The following is a 17,094-nucleotide window of genomic DNA, read 5'->3' on the forward strand; positions in this document are numbered from 1 at the left end:
AACAAGCCAATCTTATATGAAACCTGCATATCTGTTTATTTTTGTTGCACTATGTTTTTCTTCTTGCATTTCTACAAAACAACTTACTTATTTACAAGAAAATAATATTGCTGAAGATAGTTTAGTTTCTATAAAAAAAATGCAAGAGCCTTATAGGCTTCAGGTTAATGATCTTTTAAGTATACGTGTTAAGGCATTGGATCAAGAAACAGTAGGTATCTTCAACCCAATTAATAATGCAAACTTAAATGCAACAGGAGAAGAAAGGTTATATTATGATGGTTTTGTTGTAGATCCTCATGGGAATGTCAGAATTCCTAGTTTAGGAGATATAGCAGTACTTGGATATACCGTTGAGGAAGTAAGAAAAGGTATTGAAGCAAGATTGCTTAAGGATTTTTTTAAACCTGAAGCTAATATTTTTGTTACGGTTAAATTAGCAGGTATTCGATATACAATCAATGGAGAAATTTCGGGGCCAGGTTCTCGAATAATTTATAGAGATCAGGTAAGTATTATGGAAGCTATTGCAAATAGTGGAGATATTCCAGTTACTGGAGATAAATCGAATGTTGTTATTATACGACAATATCCTTTAGGACAAAAAGTGCATCATATCGATTTAACGACCATTGATGCAATTAATTCTCCGTATTATTATGTGCAGCCCAATGATCTAATATTAATAAACCCATTACCTCAAAAATCAATTGGAGCTGGGACAACAGGATTACAATCATTTACGACCATATTGACAATAGTAACAGCATTAGCGACAACCATTTTATTATTTACTAAATTATAAGAAAATGAATGAAGATTTTGAAATAAATGATGTCCATTCAACTTTCGATATAAAAAGTTTTCTTTTTAAACTTCTTAATTATTGGCCTTTATTTTTAATATCTATAGCCATAGGTTTTAGTATTGCATATTATATCAATGTAAGAAAGTTGCCTGTATACCAAATTGAAAATTTGATCTCAATAAAAGACGATCAGAATCCATTTTTTACTTCAAATACAAGTTTAACTTTTAATTGGGGAGGTACTACAGACAAAGTGAATACCTCTGTAATTACATTGCAATCTCGTTCTCATAATGAGAAAGTGGTAGAGCGCTTACAGTATTATCTAAATTATTATAAAGATGGAAAGTACCAACAAGAAGATGCTTATAAAAACACTCCGTTTTCAATTTCTATTGATACTTCTCAATTTCAAATATTAAATAAACAGTTAAAAGTTGTTTTTAAAGACTCTGTAACTTTTAATTTAAGTACCACTTTTACAGGGGGAAATGTTTCTCTTCAAAAATATAGTTCAAAAGAAAATAAAATTATTTTTATCAATCCAGGAGAATTTAGTTCAGATTATAAACTTGGAGAGAAAATAGATGAACCTTTTTTTAAAGGCACAATTATGCCAAATCTAAAATTAGAGGTACAAGCTAATATACCCTACTACTTTAGCTTATTGAATTTTGATTCTGCGGTAAAAAGTTTTCTTACCATTAAAATAACACCTATTTCTAGAGGGTCATCAGTCTTGAAATTAAGCCTTTTAGGGAAAAATAAGAATAGAATAGTAGATTATCTTAATGGTTCTGTTGATGTATTGAGTGAAAACATGTTGGAACGAAAAAATTTATTTGCTACAAAGACAATTAAATTTATTGATAGCAGCCTTGCCTATAAATCGAAAGAATTAATCGATGTAGAGGATGAGTTAAATAAATTTAAAAACAAAAATGATATTTATGATTTAGAGATTGAAGGGGAAGATATTACTCAAAAACTTAATACTCTTGATTTAAGGGAAGAAGGAGTTAATCGCGAACTAAATTACTATACTATTTTAGAGGGTTATTTAATTAACCGAAATGATTACCGTCAAGTACCAGCTCCTTCGGTAGCAGGGATTAAAGAAAGTAGTGTAATTGGTGGTGTTGGAAGGATTATTCAGTTAGCAGAACAAAGAACTAAGTTAGAATATTCGTATAAAGATGATGCGCCCATATTTAAAGATATAGACCGTCAAATTAATGCTGTAAAGGATGTGCTATTAGAAAACATTAATTCTTCAAAAAGCCTGAAAAACATAGAGTTAAATAAAATAAAACAAGATATAAACAGATTTGAAAGTGAAATTAGAAGATTGCCTAAGGAACAACAAGAGCTATTAAAAATTGAAAGAAGATATAATTTAAGTCAAGGAACCTATAATTTATTTTTAGAGAAGAGAAGTGAAGCTGGACTTGTTAAAGCTGCAAATGTAAGTGATGTTCTAGTAATAGATTCTGCGAAAGATACTGGTGGAGCTAAAGTAGGTCCAAATACCCAGTTTAATTATTTATTAGCAATTTTGTTTGGGCTTTTTATTCCTATACTTTTTATTTTTTTAAAGGTGTTTTTTGACACAAAAATTAGTTCAGTAAAAGATATTGAAAGGCTTTCTAGAATACCTATTTTAGGAGTAATTGGAAAGAGTAGATTAGAAAATAATTTAGCGGTACTAAATAAACCAAAATCATCTATAGCTGAAGCTTTTAGAGGAATTCGTTCTAGTTTACAATTTATGTACAAAAAGCAAGGACTTGAAGGAGCTAAAACGGTTCTGGTAACTTCCTCTGTTAGTGGTGAAGGAAAAACATTTTGCTCCATCAATATAGCTTCTGTTTTTTCATTAAGTAAAAAGAAAACAGTCATTGTTGGATTGGATTTAAGAAAACCTAAAATATTTGGTGATTTTGATATTGATAATACTATTGGGGTTGTAAATTATTTAATCCATGATGCCTCATTGTCAGATATCATTCAAAAAACCCAATTAGATCATTTAGATGTAATCACTTCTGGTCCAATACCGCCAAATCCTTCAGAATTATTGATGGGTGAAGCGATGGAAGAACTTATTTCAGAATTAAAAAAAGAATACGATTATATTATTTTAGATTCCCCTCCTTTAGGACTCGTTGCAGATGCATTAGAATTAACGAAATTTGTTGATGCAACGATTTATATGGTTCGTCAAAACTATACTAAGAAAGGTATGTTTAGCATAATAAATGACAAGTATAAAAAAGGAGAAGTAACTAATATTAGTTTTGTGTTAAACTTTTTTGAAGAAAAAGAAAAATACGGTTATGGTTACGGCTATGGTTATGGATCGTACGGAAACAGCTATCATGAAAATGATGAAAAAAAATCTTTACTAAGAAAGATTAAAGATTTTTTAAAATTAGATAATAAAGAATAAAAAAATATTACTTGTGATAGAAAACCCTACAATAGCCATTATTGGATTAGGTTACGTTGGATTACCATTAGCAGTTGCATTTGCTGAAAAATATAAAGTTTTAGGGTTTGATATCAATTCAAAACGAGTTGAAGACCTGAAGGTTGGTATTGACAATACATTAGAGATTTCAAAAGAACAATTGTTGAAAGTTCAACAGAACGATTCAAATACTTCGAAATTAATAATAACAGATAAAGTTTCCCAAATAGCAGAGGCTACCATATTTGTTGTGACAGTTCCAACGCCTACAAATAAATACAATCAACCTGTATTAACTCCTTTAATAAAGGCAAGTGAAACGATAGGTAATGTTTTAAAAGAAGGAGACATCGTTATTTATGAATCTACAGTGTATCCTGGTGTAACTGAAGATGTTTGTGTGCCTATACTAGAATCTCATTCTGGTTTAAGTTTTAATAAAGATTTTTATGCAGGATATTCCCCAGAAAGGATAAATCCAGGGGATAAAAAACATACAGTCACCAAAATTTTAAAAGTGACTTCAGGCTCAACGCCAGAATCTGCAAAGTATATAGATAATTTATATGCTTCAATAATTACCGCTGGAACGCATTTAGCACCTTCTATTAAAGTTGCTGAAGCGGCTAAAGTGATTGAGAACTCTCAACGGGATATTAACATTGCTTTCGTAAATGAATTGTCAAAAATATTTAGACTTTTAGATATTGATACTCAAGCTGTCCTAGAAGCTGCAGCAACCAAATGGAATTTTTTAAAATTTACGCCTGGTTTAGTTGGAGGACACTGTATAGGTGTTGACCCTTATTATTTAGCTCAAAAAGCATTAGAAGAGGGGTATAATCCTGAAATTATTTTAGCAGGTAGACGAATGAATGACGGAATGGGTAATTATGTTGCTCAAGAAGTAGTTAAACTAATGATTGCAAAAGAGGCCAAAGTTAAAGATGGTAATGTTTTAATTTTAGGTGTTACTTTCAAGGAAAATTGTCCGGATATTAGAAATAGTAAAGTAATTGATGTTATTTCTGAATTAAAAAAATACAAATTAAATATAGATGTTTTTGATCCTTGGGCAAATGAAGATGAAGTAAAACATGAATTTAATATTTCATTACTTTCAAAAGAAAGTCAATTAAAATCTAAGTATGAAGCTATTATATTAACTGTAGCTCATAAAGAGTTTGAAGATTTTAATATCGATGAATATATCACAGCTAATTCAGTAGTTTTTGATGTAAAATCATTTCTTCCTAAAAATAAAGTAGACGGCAGATTATAATGTTTGAAAACAAATATCATACAGTAGATTTATCAAATTTAAGTTTTCTTATTACTGGGGGAGCTGGTTTTATTGGTTCAAATTTAGTAGCCTATCTTTTGAAATACGGAGCTAAAAAAGTTCGCGTGTTAGATAACTTATCAAATGGATACAAAAAAAATATAGAGGAATTTTTATTCCATCCTGCTTTCGAATTTATAGAAGGCGATATAAGAGATTTAGAGACCTGTAAAAAAGCACTTGAAGATATAGATTATGTTTCTCATCAAGCAGCTTTAGGTTCTGTGCCAAGGTCTATAGATGATCCAATAAGATCTAATGATGTAAATGTTTCAGGATTTTTAAATATGTTGGTTGCGCAAAAAGACAGCCAATCTGTAAAAAGATTAGTGTATGCCGCTTCAAGTTCAACCTATGGAGACAGTAAATCACTTCCTAAGGTTGAGGGTGTTATAGGGAAGCCAATATCACCTTATGCGGTTACCAAATTAGTAAACGAGTTGTATGCCGATGTTTTTCATAAAACCTATGGAATTGAAATCATAGGGCTTCGTTATTTTAATGTGTTTGGTCCTAAGCAAAGTCCTAATGGAGCCTACGCAGCAGTGATACCATTACTTATGCAATGTTTAAAGGACAATGAAGCTCCTTTGATTCATGGCGATGGTGAGCAAACGCGTGATTTTACTTATGTTGAAAATGCGGTACAGGCAAATGTTAGAGCATTTTTTGCTTCAGAAAAAGCTGTCAATGAAGTTTTTAATATTGCCTACGGAGAACGAATTAGTTTAAATGTATTGTGGGATGAGTTGAAAAATATTTCTGAAATAAACATAAAAGCAAAGAATATAGCTCCAAGAAAAGGAGATGTAAGAGATTCGTTAGCAAATATTGATAAGGCTAAAAATTTGTTGCAATACAATCCATTATTTTCAGTAAAAGATGGATTAAAAATTACCTGGGAAACTTTCAATAAATTGTAATTTAAATATAATTTGATTCCCCCTTGCTTTTCCAAGTTTTCCCTTATTTTTGAATGTCTCAAAAAATTAATCTAAAAATAAATGAGAGCCAGTAAAGAAACTTGGTTATACGAAATATCTTCAAAACACAAGCTCATCGATCTCAATTTTAAAGAGATTTGGCGGTATCGTGATTTATTAGTGCTGTTTGTGAAACGTGATATTACAACTGTTTATAAACAAACGATTTTAGGACCTTTATGGTTTTTTATTCAGCCATTATTTACTTCAGTTATATTTACCTTGGTTTTTAATAACATTGCAAATATACCTACTGGAGATATCCCTCCATTTTTATTTAATTTAACAGGTATTACTGCGTGGAACTATTTTAAAGTGTGCCTTACCGGAACCTCAAATACTTTTAGAAGCAATCAAAATATTTTTGGGAAAGTTTATTTTCCAAGATTTATTATGCCCTTATCAGTAGTCATTTCCAATTTGGTTAAATTTGGGATACAACTATTGATTCTTGTTGTTTTTTATGTGTATTACTTGTCACAGGGGTTTTTAATTTCACCCAACAGTAATATTCTATTGTTTCCTGTTTATGTGTTAATGATGGCTTTTTTAGGCTTAGGGATTGGTATGATTATCTCTGCATTAACTACAAAGTATAGAGATTTAACGATGTTAGTAGCTTTTGCAGTATCTTTATTAATGTATATATCTGCAGTTCCATTTCCTATGAGTGAAATACAAGAAAAACAACCACAATATGCGTGGCTGTTAGAGTATAATCCAGTAGCACAAATCATAGAAGGTTTTCGATTTATGTTAGTAGATACAGGAGTTTTTACATGGTCAGGGTTTATTTATGCATTATCATTTACGATCATTACATTTTTGCTAGGCTTGATTATTTTTAATCGAACCGAAAAAACATTTATAGATACAGTTTAATGAAAGAAACGATTCTTAAAATAGAAAATATTAGCAAACAATACCGATTGGGATTGGTAGGAACCGGAACATTGTCTCATGATTTAAATAGATTTTGGTATCGAATTCGAGGTAAAGAAGATCCCTATTTAAAAGTGGGTGCTGTAAATAAGCGAAGTGCTAAAGCAAAAGAAGATTATGTTTGGGCATTACAAGATATAAATTTTGAAGTTGAAAAAGGAGAAGTACTTGGGATCATCGGTAAAAATGGCGCTGGAAAGTCTACCTTATTAAAAATACTATCTAGAGTAACGAGTCCTACAACAGGAAGCATAAAAACAAAAGGTAGAATCGCTTCGTTATTAGAGGTGGGTACCGGATTTCATCCCGAGCTTACAGGAAAAGAAAACATCTATTTAAATGGTGCTATTTTAGGGATGACCAAAGCTGAAATTAGTGTAAAAATAGATGAAATTATAGAGTTTTCTGGATGCGAAATGTATATCGATACTCCGGTTAAAAGATACAGTAGTGGTATGCGTGTTAGATTAGCTTTTGCTGTAGCAGCTCATCTAGAACCAGATATTTTAGTTATTGATGAGGTATTGGCAGTGGGTGATGCAGAGTTTCAAAAAAAGGCAATTGGTAAAATGCAAGATATCTCTAAAGGAGAAGGTAGAACAGTACTATTTGTGAGTCATAATATGGAATCGGTACAACAATTATGTACTAGATGTATAGTTTTATCAAATGGGAGTATTTGTTTTAATGGAACTGTTGTCGAAGGAATAACATATTATTTAGAAAAATCTAATTCTGTACAGATAGTTAATAATTTTCCTATTAAAGCTAGAAAAATAACAATTAAGAATTTTATAATAACTGATGGTTTTGATAATGAAGTAAATAATATGGTAATTGGATTAAATTATAAATTTAATATTGAGCTTTTAAACATTGATAGTAATAAGTTAATCAATTTGAGATATCAGTTTTTTGATAGAAAAGAAAATTTAATTACTACAATAAATACATTTATGAAAAATGGTCAGTTTAATTTAGAAGCAAATTCCAAAATAAATTTTCAATGTCAAATTGATAAAATCCAAATTGCTCCAGGAAATTATAGAATAGGAATAGAAATAATTAATCTACTTAATAAAGATTTACTATATGAGAATACAGATTTTTATAATGTTGAAATAAATAATGGAGATTATTATCAAAGCGGAAAAATACCCTCAAAAGAAAATATTGGTAAAATTTTGTTAGATTATAATTGGGAAGAAATTTAAACTACATAATGATTAATAAACTAAAAAATAAATTAAAGAAAATTCTTATCAAGAAAGAAAGTAATGATCTATTAGATTTAAAATTTCTTGAATTTGATAAAAGTAGCGTATTAAGAACTAATAACCTTAGCTTGATTCCTAATCTTAAGAATAGAATTGGTGGTAAAATTTCTTATGCAGAATGGGCACATGTAATTGGAATATTTCAAACGGTTATTTATCAAAACTTAGACAAAAAAGATGGTAATAAGATTTTAGATATAGGTTGTGGAACTGGGTTGTTAGGCTTGGCTTCTCAAAATTTTGTTGATAAAGGAGGAGAATATTTGGGAATAGATGTAGATAAATTTAATATTGAATATTGTAATATGCAATATAGTCAAAATAGAAACTTAAAGTTTTTACATTTTGATGTAAATAATGCTATGTATGCTAAAAACCAAAATAAAATAAAACAACACTGGGATGTTGAATCCAATTCCCAAGATTTAGTAACAGCACTATCTGTTTGGACCCATTTTAATGAGGAGGATGCCATGTTTTATTTTAATGAAATCTCACGTGTTTTGAAGAAGAATGCTAAAGCTATATTAACATTTTTCTATTTAGATGATATATATTATTCTTCAATAAATGAAAGAGAAAATAAAAAGGGTGTATATCATATGACAAATCAAAAAGATTGGGTATTTAACAAATCTGCCTATGGTTCTAAAGATTGGTATTATCCAGAACAATTAAAAATACCTGAAAATGCTATTGGAGTTACAAAAAAAGGTATGTCATTACTATTAGCTAAGAGTGGGTTGAAAATGGTGAATTATTATAATGGAAATTGGAAAGAAGAACCAGGTGTTTATTTTCAAGATATATTAATTTTCGAAAAGATTTAGCTTAATAAAAAAAATGATTTCTCATAAACATAAATGCATATTTATTCATATTTCAAAATGTGCAGGCTCTTCTATTGAAAAGGTTTTTGGACTTGATATTGCAGATAATTCAGAAAAAAATAATAAAAATCTTTTTGGTTGGAATAAAGAACATAATCTTTACTTACAACATGCTACTCCTCAAGAATTGTTAGACTATGGGTTTATTACGAAAGAACAATGGAATGATTATTATAAGTTTATAATTGTTAGAAATCCATGGGATAGAGCTTTGTCGGATTATATTTGGATGTCTAAAGAGATTAATAAATCAGATAGTTTTAAAAGTTTTATAAATAAAAAGGGGCCTTTTTTAGAAGTCTTAACTCAAAAAGATGGTAAGCAATATAGAGGAGACCATTTAAATAAACAATTAGATTATTTTTATATTGATGGAGAAGAAGTGAAATATGATAAAATAATTCGCTTTGAAAGTTTAAAAAATGAGCTACCAGTTTTATTTAAAGAATTAAACATTAAAATCGATTTAGAAAGTGAAAAGCATAATGTTGGAAAGAAAATATTCTCCCATTATTCGAAGTTTTATAATAGTTATAGAAAAAGGTTGATTCATGATAACTATGAAAATGATATTGATTATTTAAAATATAAATTCGAGGATAAGAAAACATTTTTTGATCACATAAAATTGTTTCAATCATCAAAACAATTAATTAAGTAATGGCTTTAGTTTCAATATGTATTCCAACTTATAATGGTGCTACTTTTTTGCAAGAAGCATTGGATTCTATTAAGGCCCAAACGTATAATAATATTGAAGTTATTGTAAGTGATGATGCTTCCTCAGATAATACATTGTCTTTAGTTGAAAAGTTTAAAAAAGAGGTGAATTTCCCTGTGTTTGTTTATAATCATGATCCAAAAGGAATTGGAGCTAATTGGAATAATTCAGTTAAAAAATCTAATGGGGATTATATAAAATTTCTATTTCAAGATGATGTGTTGATGCCTACTTGTATTGAACGAATGGTTGATGTAGCTAAAAAAAATGATAATGTAGGTTTGGTTTATAGTAAAAGAGAAATTGTTTATAATGTAAATGATAAAAATGATACTATGTGGGTGAAACGTTTCGGATCTCTCCATAATCATTGGGGAAAACTAAAGTTAACGGAAGGTGTAATAGATGGTAAAACATATTTAAAAGATCCTTTATTATTAGAACAACCAATGAATAAAATTGGTGAACCCACAGCTGTATTATTAAATAAAAAGTGTTTTGATAAAGTAGGGTATTTTAGTACTCAACTAAAGCAGACACTAGATGTTGAGTATTGGTATCGATTAATGCCTTATTTTACTATTGCATTTGTCAGTGAAGAGTTAGTTAAGTTTAGATTACATAATGAGCAGGCGACTCAAACAAATAAAAATATTACAACTATAGACAAACAATTATTGCCTAAAATATTTTTAAAGAAAATTTATTTTCATTTAGATAAAAACCAACAGAAAAAGTTGCTAAAAGAGGTGTTTATTTTTAAAAGTATACGAAAGTTTTTTAATAAATTAAAAAGAAATTGAATCTTCAATTATGATAAAAGTTTCTGTAATAGTACCCAATTATAATCATGCTCCTTATTTAAAAGAAAGGTTAGATTCTATTTTTAATCAATCTTTTCAGAGTTTTGAGGTAATATTATTGGATGATAACTCTACAGATAATAGCAAAGAAATTTTAGTAGCGTATGCTAAAAATGAAAAAGCAACTCATTTCATTATAAATGATGAAAACAGTGGATCTCCATTTAAACAATGGAATAAAGGAATAGGACTGGCAACAGGAGAATATATTTGGATAGCAGAAAGTGATGATACTTGCGATTTAAATTTTCTTGAAGAACAGGTAAAAGCATTAGAACAAAATGATATTACAGTTGCTAAAACTATAATATTGACTGATAATATTAAAACCGAAGAAGAGTTACGCAATCATTTTCAATTTACCTATAATACAAATTCCTTAAAACCTGAACATTTTATTGATTATTGTCCAATTGGTAATGTAAGTTCAGTAGTTTTTAAAAGGGAGATTCTTAATAAAGAAAGTATGAACTTTTCATCTTTTGATATTATTGGTGATATGATGTTTTATTTTGAAAATTTTCTAGAAAAAAAAATAGTTTATACTCCAACTACAAATAGTTATTTTAGAAGAAAGAAAGATGGGCTTTCTAATCTTTCAAAGAAGGATATAAACTATTATAAGAAATACTTTAATGAGCAGGCATTTTTATTGAAGAAGATCTCAAAAGCAGTGCCTGGAGAGTTTAATAATCAAATTAAAAAAAGGTTAACACAGAGGTTTAATAAAATTAAAAATAGATTAAGTTTTAATCAGAAAATAAGTTTAACTTATTTGTCTATTTATATAAATTATTTAAAAAGTAATAAAGAAATTTAAAATCTTTTGAAAAAAATAATAGTAGGTCATCGTTCAAAGCATCATTCTGGTTATTCAGGATATAGCAGGCTTATAGATTTTTTAGAAGATACAATAGCCATACCTTCTGGAAAATCTAAAAATATAGTTCCTTATAGAATTGCTAAATTTATTGCATCTAATTTAGATAAGAAAAAGGGAGAATATAATACAGATAGTGTTGAAAAAGAGGCAGAGCTTTTTAAAGTATTGACTAAGTATAAAGATAAAAAAAGTATAATTCATTATCTTAATGCAGAGCGCGATATTAGGTTTGCAATCAATCAAAAATGGTATTACACTAAAGATACATTTATTGGAACATTTCATAAGCCTAATGAGATATTGAAAAAACAAATTCCTAAAACAAAATATTTAAAAATGTTAGATGGAGCTATATGCGTAGGCCCAAATCAAGTCGATTTTATCAAGGATTGGCTTAATATCGATAATGTAAAGTTTATTCCTCATGGAATTGATACTAACTTTTTTACACCAGATAATACTAAAAGAGAAGAAAGCACCCTTCTCTTTGTAGGACAGCATTTAAGAGACTTTAAATCTTTTAACTATTGTATTCCAAAGATTGCTGAAAAAATACCAGATTTAAAAGTCAATGTTATTCTTCATAGCTCATATATGAAGTATATTGAACCTCATAATGCTGTAAAAGTGTTTAGTAAAGTAAATGATATTGATTTGAAACAATATTACCAAAATGCAACAGCACTTTTTTTACCAATGTTAAATAGCACTGCTTGTAATTCAATATTAGAAGCAATGGCAATGGGACTTCCAATAATTTCTTCAGATGTAGGAGGAAACTATGGATATGTAAATGATAAGAATGCAATCTTAGTCCCAAAAGGAGATGATGATTTTTTAATTGATACTACAGTGGCCTTGCTTAAAAATGAAGATAAATTAAATAAAATGAGTTTAATGTCTATAGAGGCATCAAAACAATTTGATTGGAAAAATGTAGCAAAGCAAGTAAATGATTTTTATAGCTATTGTGCTATAAATTAATTAAATTTCTAAAAAAATAAGATAGCTAAATGTCGACCCCACTATCAGAAGAAGTTACTCAACAAAATAAATTGCATTACGACAAGCTTTATACTGACGTTAATATTAAAAAGATATTAAAGATTGTAAATAATGTTGATGCATATTTAAATGAAGTAACTAAAATAGATACTTCTTGGGTTTGTATGTATTATAATGGATTTGCAAAGCAAATAAAGGGCAAGAAAATTTTAGAGTTAGGTTGTGGTAATTGTTATAATGCATCTGTTATGGCAGCACTAGGAGCAAAAGTATATGCAAATGATATCTCAAGTAAGATTAATGATGTAATTAATAAAATCAATGATGAGGCTACTTTTGACTATCCTATTAAATATATTAATGGTGATTTTTTAAAAGCAGAATTTAACGAAACGGATTTTGATTATGTCATAGGTAAGGCATTTGTACATCATTTACCACACGATATAGAGTTGCAATTTTTAGAAAAAATACAAGCTTGTTTAAAACCCAAAGGAATAGTGCGGTTTGTAGAGCCAGCAGTAAATAATAAACTTCTTGACGGTTTAAGGTGGATGGTTCCTGTACCTGGAAGACCTTCTTCATTAAAAGCTAAAAAATTTAAACAATGGAAACTAGAAGATCCACATCCAGATAGAGATAATAGTGGTAAGCATTATAAAAAATTTGGTTTGAAATATTTTAAAGAAGTTGATATAATTTCTATAGGATCTATTGAACGTTTTAATAGGTTGTTTCCTAAGGCTAAATGGAATAGAAAATTTAGAGAAAAAGCGTATAAAGCTGAACGTGTTCTACCGAAGTTTTTACAATATGAGTTAGCAAGAACACAAACAATTATTTATAAATTTCCAAAAAAATAAAAATAGAATGAATATTATCATTCGTGTATTAAGAAAAATAAAAAGAATTATTGCGTTTGATAATGTAGATGATATTGCTAGAAAAGTATCTCAAAAGAAACTAACGTATTTATCACATAAAGCATTGTTATTGCTTGGAAATTCAGTTAAAAAGATAGAAAAAAATAACATCGAGGGGAGTATAATAGAAACAGGGTGTGCCTTAGGTGGAAGCTCTATATTAATTGGGAAACTTAAAAGTAAAGACAGGCAATTTAATGTGTATGACTCTTTTGAAATGATGCCTGAACCTACAGAAAATGATGGTGAAGATGTGCATAATAGATTTAATGTTATTAAAAAAGGAGTATCTAAAGGAATCAGTGGAAATAAATATTATGGTTATGAAAAAGACTTATATAATAAAGTGAAAAATAGCTTTAAATCGTTTGGTATTGATTTAACTAATATTCAATTAATAAAAGGATATTATGAGGATACTTTAAAAATTAATGATGAGGTTGCAATGGCTCATATAGATTGTGATTGGTATGATTCTGTGTTAGTTTCGCTGCAAAGAATTGAGCCTTATTTAGTTGTTGGAGGTGTATTAATAATAGATGATTATTATTGTTATTCTGGTTGTAAAAAAGCTGTGGATGATTATTTTAATGATAAAATAGCTAATTATAATTTTATTCAAGAAGAACGATTAGTAATTGAGAAAATAAAATAAATTTTTAAACACGAATGAAGTTTACTTAAAGCATTTTATGACAAGAATAGTAATTATAAATGCAGTACCAATAAATGGTGGAGATGAGGCTTTATTAGAAGCCACATTATTAGGTTTAAAAAAGCAATTTAATAATCCTTCAATTTTGGTATTATGTAATAATCCTAAGTTGTATAAAGAATTCTTTCCTGATTTAGAATTAGATTGGGATTGGGAATACACTTTTTTAAAAAACCCAAATTCTGAAAACACCTTTTTATTCAAGACTAAAAGATTTATAAGAAAAATATTAAACAAGGTTTTATCTATTTCTTACTATAGTACTCTCTCAAGAATGTTTGCCTCTAAGAGAGAAAAAAGAGTTTATAAAAAATTATTGAACTCTGATAAAGTGATTGTTTCAGCGGGTGGTTATATTCACGATTTTTATGGATATAAGAAGAGAGTAGATACCTTAGATTTTATTCATTCTCAGCTTAAGAAACCATATTATATTTTCTCACAATCTGTAGGGCCATTTTGGGAAAAAGATAATTTTCCGATGTTAAATCGTATTTTTAATAATGCAAGTCAAGTGATATTAAGAGAAACCTATTCGCTTGATCATTTAAAGTCAGTTGGGTATCACAATGATAATGTAACAGTCACAAACGATATAGCTTTTTATCTTCATAAGGATTATGCCCTCAAAGTTGATGATAATAAAAAACTAAAAAATATTGCTATTAATTTTCGAATTTGGAAATATGAAAATAAGAGTAGTGATAATTTAGAGAAAGCAACATTACTTTGTAAAAAACTAATAAATGAGGGGTATGAATTAAATTTTATTTCAACATGTCAAGGGGTAAAAGGATATGTAGATGATTCAGATTTTGCTGAAAAAATAGTGAATCAATTATCTGATAATATGCAATCACATTGTGTTATTTTGAAAGAAAAGTTTTCACTAAATGAATTAATAGTAACTCTAAGTAAACAGGATGCTTATATTGGAATGCGTTTGCATGGTGCAATACTTTCATTATTGGCTGGAATTCCTGCATTAAATATAGCGTATGAAGATAAAACCTTAGGGATTTTTAAATCTTTAGGCATAGAAGATTATTGCTTTTCATATAAAGAAGAATTCGATGTTTGGAATACTAAAACGGACTATTTCATTGAGAATTATCATAATTATTTGAATAATGTAGAAAGAATTACTTTAGAGGTAAGCCAAGAAGTAGAACAGAATTTTAAATTGTTAGTGTAAATCTAGCGTTACGAATGAAGCAAAAACTTAATATAGCACTGTTTTCTCCTAATAAGAATCCTTATTCAGAGACATTTATTCAAGCGCATAAAAATTATTTAAAAGGGAATGTTTTTTATTACTATGGCAGAAATGAAGACATTGAATTGGAAAATCATCCACCTCTAGCTAAGAAAATTTATATCTACGTACTTAAATTTTTTAAAAAAGTATTCAAAAAAGAAAGTTCATATTTGAGAGTTCATCTCTTGACAAAATCTTTAAAGAAACATAATATTGATGTAGTACTTGTAGAATATGGAATACATGCTCATCATATTTTACCAGCAATTAAAAAAACGAACCTGCCCTTAGTAGTTCATTTTCATGGATACGATGCTACAGTAAGAGAGATTATTAAAAAGCATAATAATTACAAAGAACTTTTTAAATATGCATCTAAAGTAATTGCTGTTTCAACAGTAATGGAAAATCAATTGTTAAGTATTGGATGTCCTCGTGAGAAGCTTGTTTATAATGCAAATGCGGCACAATCAGACTTTTTCAATATAGAACCAAGCTTTAAGTTGAATCAGTTTATTTCAGTAGGTCGTTTTACAAATAAGAAAGCACCCTATTATACAATTTTAGCTTTTAAAGAAGTATTAGTAGAACACCCAAATGCAAAACTGCTCATGTGTGGCGATGGAGTTTTATTAGAAATGTGTAAAAATTTAGTGAAGTATTATCAACTTGAAAACCAGATTGAATTTTTAGGAGTGATTTCTTCAGATCAGCTAGGTGGTTTATTAGAAAACTCCTTAGGCTATATTCAGCATTCTATTACTGCAGATAATGGAGATATGGAAGGAATGCCAATTTCTGTATTAGAAGCTAGTGCTTCTGGAATACCGGTTATTTCTACTTTCCATGCAGGTATTTCAGATGTTATAGAAGATGGTGTAACTGGATTATTGTGTAAAGAACATGATGTAACTGGTATGGGACAAAATATCATAAAACTGCTAGATGATATCGAGTTAGCTAAAAAAATGGGACAAGAAGGAAAAGCACGAATAAAATCGCATTTTAGTTTTAAAAAACATATTGATGGAATTCAACAACTTTTAGAAGAATCAATTAATCAATAATTTGTTGTGATAATAAATCATTCACTAATTTTTTTGAAAATACTTCAGAACCAGTTTTATTAAGATGTGTTGCATTATAAAAATAGGACTTGTCTAAACAAATAGAATCTTTAGAATAATCCAAATAAAGGAGATTATATTTTTCAGCATGTTTTTTATAAAGGTCTGTAATTAGATTTTTGTTTTTTATGAATTTTTGACCCTCAATGTGTTCTGGTGTGTAAATCAATGAAACTTTAATATTATTGTTCTTGCATTCTTGTAAAAACTTATCAAATAAAACAACTGATGCAGTATCTAATTTAATTTTATAATTTTTCATTTTTGATTTAGCAATTTCTAAATCATTTGACCAAGTTTTATTAATCCCTTTATATCCTTTAGTACGATAAGGTGTGTTATTTTCATTTTTAACACCCATTGTAATTGCATTTTTTACAATTGATGAATTTCCTGCGTACCGTATTAAAGGAATGTCATAATCAAAATAATTAAACCCCTCATATGTCTCTGTAAATTCTTTAATGTTTTTATTCCAAAGCATATATGGAAGAAATTGTTCGTGTAAATATAAATTATCTCTTTTTTGGAGGCTATTAATATCTACAGCTAAAATAATTTGCTTTGGCGGATTATTATGCTTTAAATATTCAACATGTCTTAAGTACTGTAGCCAAAAGTTATGGCCATCCATTCCAAAATTATAAACTTCTAATTGTAAAGAGTCTTCTAATATTTTAGGGCTAATGTCAACCCAAGCTCTAGAGGAACCATAGATAAGCACATCTGCTTTAATTTTACTATTGTATATGTCATTCCATACTTCATATTCACCAAAAATTGCGTTTGATTTTTTTAAGTTTTTAGAAATAAATACATCAATAGGGTATAACAACAACAAAATTGGAACGAAAAATAGCAGAAGGGTTTTAATAAATTTTTTCATA

Annotated in this window: 16 protein-coding genes; 15 read left to right on the forward strand and 1 reads right to left on the reverse strand. The window is 28.5% G+C overall.

Going from position 1 to position 17,094, the window contains the following annotated elements:
- Positions 1 to 16: 16 nt before the first annotated feature.
- The 15 genes from ABXT64_RS08815 to ABXT64_RS08885 all read left to right on the forward strand — a co-directional run bounded on the left by ABXT64_RS08815 (position 17) and on the right by ABXT64_RS08885 (position 16,147).
- Positions 17 to 805 carry a polysaccharide biosynthesis/export family protein gene (locus tag ABXT64_RS08815; protein ID WP_443632562.1) on the forward strand — a complete coding sequence of 263 codons (789 nt, stop codon included), beginning with the start codon at positions 17 to 19 and terminating at the stop codon, positions 803 to 805.
- Between the two features lie 4 nt (positions 806 to 809).
- On the forward strand, positions 810 to 3,257 hold the full coding sequence (locus ABXT64_RS08820) for a GumC family protein (RefSeq protein ID WP_443632563.1): 2,448 nt from the start codon (positions 810 to 812) through the stop codon (positions 3,255 to 3,257).
- Positions 3,258 to 3,273: 16 nt separating this feature from the next.
- On the forward strand, positions 3,274 to 4,560 hold the full coding sequence (locus tag ABXT64_RS08825) for a nucleotide sugar dehydrogenase (RefSeq protein WP_443634949.1): 1,287 nt from the start codon (positions 3,274 to 3,276) through the stop codon (positions 4,558 to 4,560).
- Positions 4,560 to 5,543 (forward strand): SDR family oxidoreductase, encoded by a 984-nt coding sequence (locus ABXT64_RS08830; protein ID WP_443632564.1) that lies wholly within the window; start codon positions 4,560 to 4,562, stop codon positions 5,541 to 5,543. Before ABXT64_RS08825 ends, ABXT64_RS08830 begins: the two co-directional genes overlap by 1 nt.
- Before the next feature lie 81 nt (positions 5,544 to 5,624).
- Positions 5,625 to 6,485, forward strand: a complete 861-nt coding sequence (locus ABXT64_RS08835) for an ABC transporter permease (RefSeq protein ID WP_443632565.1) — start codon at positions 5,625 to 5,627, stop codon at positions 6,483 to 6,485.
- Positions 6,485 to 7,759: an ABC transporter ATP-binding protein gene (locus tag ABXT64_RS08840; protein ID WP_443632566.1), complete on the forward strand. Its 1,275-nt coding sequence runs from the start codon at positions 6,485 to 6,487 to the stop codon at positions 7,757 to 7,759. Before ABXT64_RS08835 ends, ABXT64_RS08840 begins: the two co-directional genes overlap by 1 nt.
- An 8-nt stretch (positions 7,760 to 7,767) precedes the next feature.
- Entirely contained in the window at positions 7,768 to 8,652 is an 885-nt protein-coding gene (locus ABXT64_RS08845) for a class I SAM-dependent methyltransferase (protein ID WP_443632567.1), read from the forward strand.
- 13 nt (positions 8,653 to 8,665) lie between these two features.
- Positions 8,666 to 9,373 carry a sulfotransferase family 2 domain-containing protein gene (locus ABXT64_RS08850; protein ID WP_443632568.1) on the forward strand — a complete coding sequence of 236 codons (708 nt, stop codon included), beginning with the start codon at positions 8,666 to 8,668 and terminating at the stop codon, positions 9,371 to 9,373.
- On the forward strand, positions 9,373 to 10,236 hold the full coding sequence (locus tag ABXT64_RS08855) for a glycosyltransferase family 2 protein (RefSeq protein ID WP_443632569.1): 864 nt from the start codon (positions 9,373 to 9,375) through the stop codon (positions 10,234 to 10,236). Before ABXT64_RS08850 ends, ABXT64_RS08855 begins: the two co-directional genes overlap by 1 nt.
- A 10-nt stretch (positions 10,237 to 10,246) precedes the next feature.
- Positions 10,247 to 11,116: a glycosyltransferase family 2 protein gene (locus tag ABXT64_RS08860; protein ID WP_443632570.1), complete on the forward strand. Its 870-nt coding sequence runs from the start codon at positions 10,247 to 10,249 to the stop codon at positions 11,114 to 11,116.
- A 6-nt stretch (positions 11,117 to 11,122) separates the two neighbouring features.
- A complete protein-coding gene (locus tag ABXT64_RS08865; RefSeq protein ID WP_443632571.1) occupies positions 11,123 to 12,163 on the forward strand; it encodes a glycosyltransferase family 4 protein in 1,041 nt (346 codons plus the stop codon).
- A gap of 29 nt (positions 12,164 to 12,192) precedes the next feature.
- Positions 12,193 to 13,047 carry a class I SAM-dependent methyltransferase gene (locus ABXT64_RS08870; protein WP_443632572.1) on the forward strand — a complete coding sequence of 285 codons (855 nt, stop codon included), beginning with the start codon at positions 12,193 to 12,195 and terminating at the stop codon, positions 13,045 to 13,047.
- A gap of 7 nt (positions 13,048 to 13,054) precedes the next feature.
- Complete coding sequence (locus ABXT64_RS08875; protein WP_443632573.1) at positions 13,055 to 13,762, forward strand: TylF/MycF/NovP-related O-methyltransferase; 708 nt, start codon at positions 13,055 to 13,057, stop codon at positions 13,760 to 13,762.
- Between the two features lie 37 nt (positions 13,763 to 13,799).
- Positions 13,800 to 15,017 (forward strand): polysaccharide pyruvyl transferase family protein, encoded by a 1,218-nt coding sequence (locus ABXT64_RS08880; RefSeq protein ID WP_443632574.1) that lies wholly within the window; start codon positions 13,800 to 13,802, stop codon positions 15,015 to 15,017.
- Between the two features lie 14 nt (positions 15,018 to 15,031).
- Positions 15,032 to 16,147 carry a glycosyltransferase family 4 protein gene (locus tag ABXT64_RS08885; protein ID WP_443632575.1) on the forward strand — a complete coding sequence of 372 codons (1,116 nt, stop codon included), beginning with the start codon at positions 15,032 to 15,034 and terminating at the stop codon, positions 16,145 to 16,147.
- Here the strand turns inward: ABXT64_RS08885 and ABXT64_RS08890 are convergent.
- Positions 16,137 to 17,093 (reverse strand): hypothetical protein, encoded by a 957-nt coding sequence (locus ABXT64_RS08890; RefSeq protein WP_443632576.1) that lies wholly within the window; start codon positions 17,091 to 17,093, stop codon positions 16,137 to 16,139. The two genes, ABXT64_RS08885 and ABXT64_RS08890, sit on opposite strands and share 11 nt — an antisense overlap.
- Position 17,094 lies beyond the last annotated feature (1 nt).

It is taken from the genome of Candidatus Marifrigoribacter sp. Uisw_064 (genome assembly GCF_047730175.1).
Lineage (GTDB): Bacteria > Bacteroidota > Bacteroidia > Flavobacteriales > Flavobacteriaceae > Marifrigoribacter.